Here is a 4,054-nt window from a genome sequence, read left to right on the forward strand (position 1 = left end):
CACTGATCACTCGCCACTCACCTTCGCCTCGATCCGCTCCAGCGTCGCCCGCGTCGCCACAGCCTGCTCCTCCAGCCGCGCCAACCGCTCGGCCACCAGCCGCTGTTCCGCCACCCGGCTCTCCAGCGTCTCGATCCGCGCCGCCGCGCCCCCGGCCCAGATCAGCGCCGCCGCCGTCTGCACCGCCACCGCCACGATCACCGCCCAGGGGATTTTTCGTTCGCTCATCTCGTCCTCCAGACGAGGTTCTGGGTGCTAGGGACCAGGTTCTAGGGAACGAAGCCGCCCCCCTCCCTGGCCCCTAACCCCTAGACCCTCGAACCTACCCCAGCCATCTCCCGCCGCTCCGCCTCGCTCAGAAAGCTGGCCGCCTCCAGACGCGCCCACAGGGCGTCGCGCTCCGGCTGCAGCGCGGGCACATGGTCCAGATCCGCCTCGATGCGGCAGTCCGCGAACCGGGGGGCCAGCCAGGCCGTCATGGCCCCCGCCGTCTTGGTCACCAGCGGAACCACCGTCCCGCGCCAGAACGCCGCGTTGGCCTCGCGATAGTTGGAATAGGTGGCGTCCCCGGGGATCCCCAGCAGCTGCGGCGGCACGCCGAACGCCAGGGCGATCTCCCGCGCCGCCGCATGTTTCCCGGCGATGAAGTCCATGTCCGCCGGCGTCCAGGCCATGGGCTTCCACTCCAGCCCGCCTTCCAGCAGCAGCGGCCGCCCGGCGTTCATCGCACCCTGGTGCCGGTCGCCCAGCTCCGCCCTCAGCGTCTCGAACTGTTCGCTGGTCAGCCGCTCGCCGTCCTTCGCGCCGTAGACCAGCGCGCCCGACGGCCGCGCCCCGTTGTCCAGCAGCGCCTTGTTCCAGGCGCCCGAGGCGTTGTGCACGTCGATGGCGGAGGCCGCCGCCTCCAGCGGCGAAAACCCGTACCAGTCGTCCACCGGATTATGCAGCTTCAGGTGCAGCACCGGCGAGAACCCGTCCGCCGCCCGGCCCAGCCGCACGGTCCGCCCCGCCACGGTGTAGTCATAGGCCGCCGGCCATCCGCTCGGCCCCGGAACCACTTTCACCCGGTCCGGGCGCAGGCCGTACACCTCCTCCAGCCCCTCGCCCGCCGCCTCCAGATAGGCGTTGCCGGCCGTCTGCAGGTTCGCATAAAGCGCCTCGAACAACTCGGCCCGCCCCTGCTCCGGATTGGGCCGCGCCAGCACGCGCGCCAGCGGGTGATCCGCCCCCGCCCGCTCGCCGCCCTGAAACACCGCCAGCGGCACCGACGCCGCCGCCTCGGCGATCATCCGCACGCAGCGATAGGCCACCGGGTTCTTGCCGAACCCCTCTCGCGTCAGGCTCTCATAGTCCCGCGGCGTCCACACCGCCCGTCCCTGCTGCGTCCAGGCGATCACCCGCCCCACCGCCGAGTCCTTCACCTCCGGCGCCCGCCGTTTCAGAAATTCAAACATCATTCTCCTTTCGCCTTTCCCCTTGTGGGATAGGCCTGAGTCGCAGCGGACTGCGCAGCAGGCCGCTCCTGGCGACCAGGGTGAGGGGGCTTTGCTCACTTGGTCCAACTTAGATTTCCAGTTGGCCAACCCCCATCCCGTGCTATTCTCCCGGCATGACCACGCAGGTGAACATCGCCGAGGCCAAGGCTCGCCTTTCCGAGCTGGTCGCCCGCGCAGAGGCTGGCGAGGACATCGTCTTGGCCCGCGCCGGAAAGCCGGCTATCCGGCTCGTGCCCACGGGCGTCTCCGAACGGCCCCGGCATTTCCGCATCGGCGCCTTCGCCCACCACGGGCCGGTTTCCGAAGAGTTCCTGGACCTGTTCCTCGAGCCCGATCCGGAATTCGACCCGGACAAGGACATCTTCCCGAGTGAATAGGGTTCTGATCGACACCCACGTCCTGGTATGGAGCCTGTTCGAGCGTCGCCTTTCGGCCGCCGCGCATGCCTTGATTGATGAGGCGGAACAGTCCCTGGTCAGCGCCGTCAGCATCTATGAGATCGATGCCAAGCGCCGGGTCGGCGGACAGCGTCGGGCCACCGCCGCCGACCTGCATTTCCTGCCCACAGATCTGACGTCCGTTCTGCCTGGTCTGGGCTATACGCTGACCGACATCACGCCGCGGCAGGCGTGGATTGCCGCCAACCTCCCCATCGCCCACGGCGACCCGTGGGACCGCATCCTGCTGGCCCAGGCCCGCGACCTCGACGTCCCGCTCATCAGCGCCGACGCCGTGCTGCGTCGCCACGCCGGGGACGTCCCGGTCATCTGGTGATCGCTACAGCGCCCTGATCCTCGGCCCTTCGCCGCGCTTGGCCAGCATCAGATCCGTCACCGCCCACACCAGCGCATCGGCCCGGTCCGGCGAGCGCTTCGGCCCCTCTTCGGACCCCAGCGCCATCAGCTCCTCCTCCAGCTCGGTGAAGGCGCCGCAGTGGATCACCCGGCCCTGTTCGTAGAGCATGGCCACCGGCTCGGCCCGCGCCCGCTTGGCCCGGCTGGCGTGGACCAGATCCACCCGCACCGGACACCCGGCCTGCCTCAGCACGGCCGACACCATCTCCCCGCCCTGGTTGCCCTCGGCCAGCACCCGGTCGGCCCTGAAGGCCCGCGCCGTCTCCGCCACCCGCGCCGCCCAGCCGCCGGGGGTCAGCCCCCGCACCGACCGGTCCGCCAGCACCCAGGCCCGCCCGTCCAGCCGTCCGGCCGCCACGATCCCGCAGGCGTCCCCGCCCGCACTGATCGGCGGATCCACCGCCACCACCACCCGTTCGAACCGCTCCGGGATCTCGCCCGTGAACGCCACGCGCGCCCGGCTCAGGTCCCCGGCCCGGAACAGGGCGCCGTCGCCCTCCGTCACCAGGCCTTCCAGCTCCTGCGCCGCCAGCCGCGTGCCGCCATAGAGCGACGTCAGATGCTCCAGAAATCCGGGCGACAGATTGGCCGCATTGTCCGCCGTGGCCATGCGCGTCACCGTCGTGCCGGGCGCCGTCATCAAGCGCCTCAGGGCCGGGATCGGCCGGGGCGTCGTGGTCACCGTCAGGCGTGGCCGCCGCCCCAGCCTCAGCCCGAACCGAAGGGTGTCGAGCACCCTCTGCGGCTCGCGCCAGGCGCACAGCTCATCGGCCCAGGCTGCATGAAACTGCGGCCCGCGCAGGCTCTCGGGGTCCTCCGCCGACAGGGCGTAGGCGATCGCGCCGCCCTGCCAGACCAGCCGCCGCCGCGCCCCCTCCCACCGGGGCCGGTCGTCGGGTGGCGCCAGCTGCATCACCCCCGACGGCCCCTCGATCATCACCTCGCGCACATCGTGCAGGCTGGGTCCGATCAGGGCGATGCGCTTGCCTTCCCAGGCCCGGTCCAGCACCCATCCGGCCCCGGCGAAGGTCTTGCCCGACCCCCGCCCGCCCAGCATCAGCCACAGGGCCTGCGCCTCGTGCGGGCCCTTCTGGTCCTCACGTGCCCGCAACAGCCAGGACTGCTCCAGGGCGCTCGTCACCTCCGCTCCCAGGGCGTCCCGCTCCGCCGCAGTGAGGCCCTGGAGCCATCGCAGCGAAGCGAGCGTTAATGGCGGCCTGACGCCGTTCGAGATCGTGGTCATTCGCCCGGAACTCGTCCCCCTCCTGTTTAAGGCCCGCGCGAACGGCGCGGCTCACGGCCTGATCGTCCCCGGCGCTCGCGGCCCGCCTCACGGCCTGAACGGCCCGCGCCATGGACGCCTTGGCCACGGCCAGCATCCGCGCCGCCACGATCAGGTCCTTCAGCCTGCGGACGTAGGGGGGCCGCTCTTCGTCGGTTTTCGGCTTCTGGCTTTTCAGCAGCCGGACCTGTTCGGCCAGCATCGCTTCCAGTTCGTCCAGGCACCACGCCGTCACATCGCCCGTCCCGCTCTCTTCGGTTTTTCCCGTCATGCCCCAAGAGTACGGGACCAGCGTCCACGGTCGGAAAAACGGACGAAATTAACCGCCCGACCCTTGTGCGCCTTGGCATTGGCTCCGAAAAATGCGGGATCAAACTGCGGTTTCCGCCCGCATCTGCTCCTCCCCCGCTCGCGGGGAGGGG

General features: G+C 70.6%; 6 protein-coding genes. 2 read left to right on the forward strand and 4 right to left on the reverse strand.

The features are described 5' to 3' along the window. Positions 1-6: 6 nt before the first annotated feature. Both MBEBAB_RS14535 and MBEBAB_RS14540 read right to left on the reverse strand, forming a co-directional pair. Positions 7-228 (reverse strand): hypothetical protein, encoded by a 222-nt coding sequence (locus tag MBEBAB_RS14535; protein WP_021698744.1) that lies wholly within the window; start codon positions 226-228, stop codon positions 7-9. 80 nt (positions 229-308) lie between these two features. Continuing rightward, entirely contained in the window at positions 309-1,457 is a 1,149-nt protein-coding gene (locus tag MBEBAB_RS14540) for a phage portal protein (RefSeq protein WP_021698745.1), read from the reverse strand. A 152-nt stretch (positions 1,458-1,609) separates the two neighbouring features. On the opposite strand from MBEBAB_RS14540, the gene MBEBAB_RS14545 reads away from it, so the two are divergent. After that, entirely contained in the window at positions 1,610-1,873 is a 264-nt protein-coding gene (locus MBEBAB_RS14545; RefSeq protein ID WP_021698746.1) for a type II toxin-antitoxin system Phd/YefM family antitoxin, read from the forward strand. Next, positions 1,866-2,270: a type II toxin-antitoxin system VapC family toxin gene (locus MBEBAB_RS14550; protein ID WP_021698747.1), complete on the forward strand. Its 405-nt coding sequence runs from the start codon at positions 1,866-1,868 to the stop codon at positions 2,268-2,270. Before MBEBAB_RS14545 ends, MBEBAB_RS14550 begins: the two co-directional genes overlap by 8 nt. Before the next feature lie 3 nt (positions 2,271-2,273). On the opposite strand, the gene MBEBAB_RS14555 is transcribed toward MBEBAB_RS14550, so the two are convergent. Together MBEBAB_RS14555 and MBEBAB_RS16690 are read right to left on the reverse strand one after the other, a co-directional pair. Then, positions 2,274-3,491 (reverse strand): DNA-packaging protein, encoded by a 1,218-nt coding sequence (locus MBEBAB_RS14555; RefSeq protein ID WP_021698748.1) that lies wholly within the window; start codon positions 3,489-3,491, stop codon positions 2,274-2,276. After that, positions 3,448-3,903 (reverse strand): hypothetical protein, encoded by a 456-nt coding sequence (locus MBEBAB_RS16690; protein WP_021698749.1) that lies wholly within the window; start codon positions 3,901-3,903, stop codon positions 3,448-3,450. The genes MBEBAB_RS14555 and MBEBAB_RS16690 overlap by 44 nt, the downstream gene beginning before the upstream one ends. Between the last annotated feature and the right edge of the window lie 151 nt (positions 3,904-4,054).

This window comes from Brevundimonas abyssalis TAR-001, assembly GCF_000466985.1.
GTDB classification, from domain to species: domain Bacteria; phylum Pseudomonadota; class Alphaproteobacteria; order Caulobacterales; family Caulobacteraceae; genus Brevundimonas; species Brevundimonas abyssalis.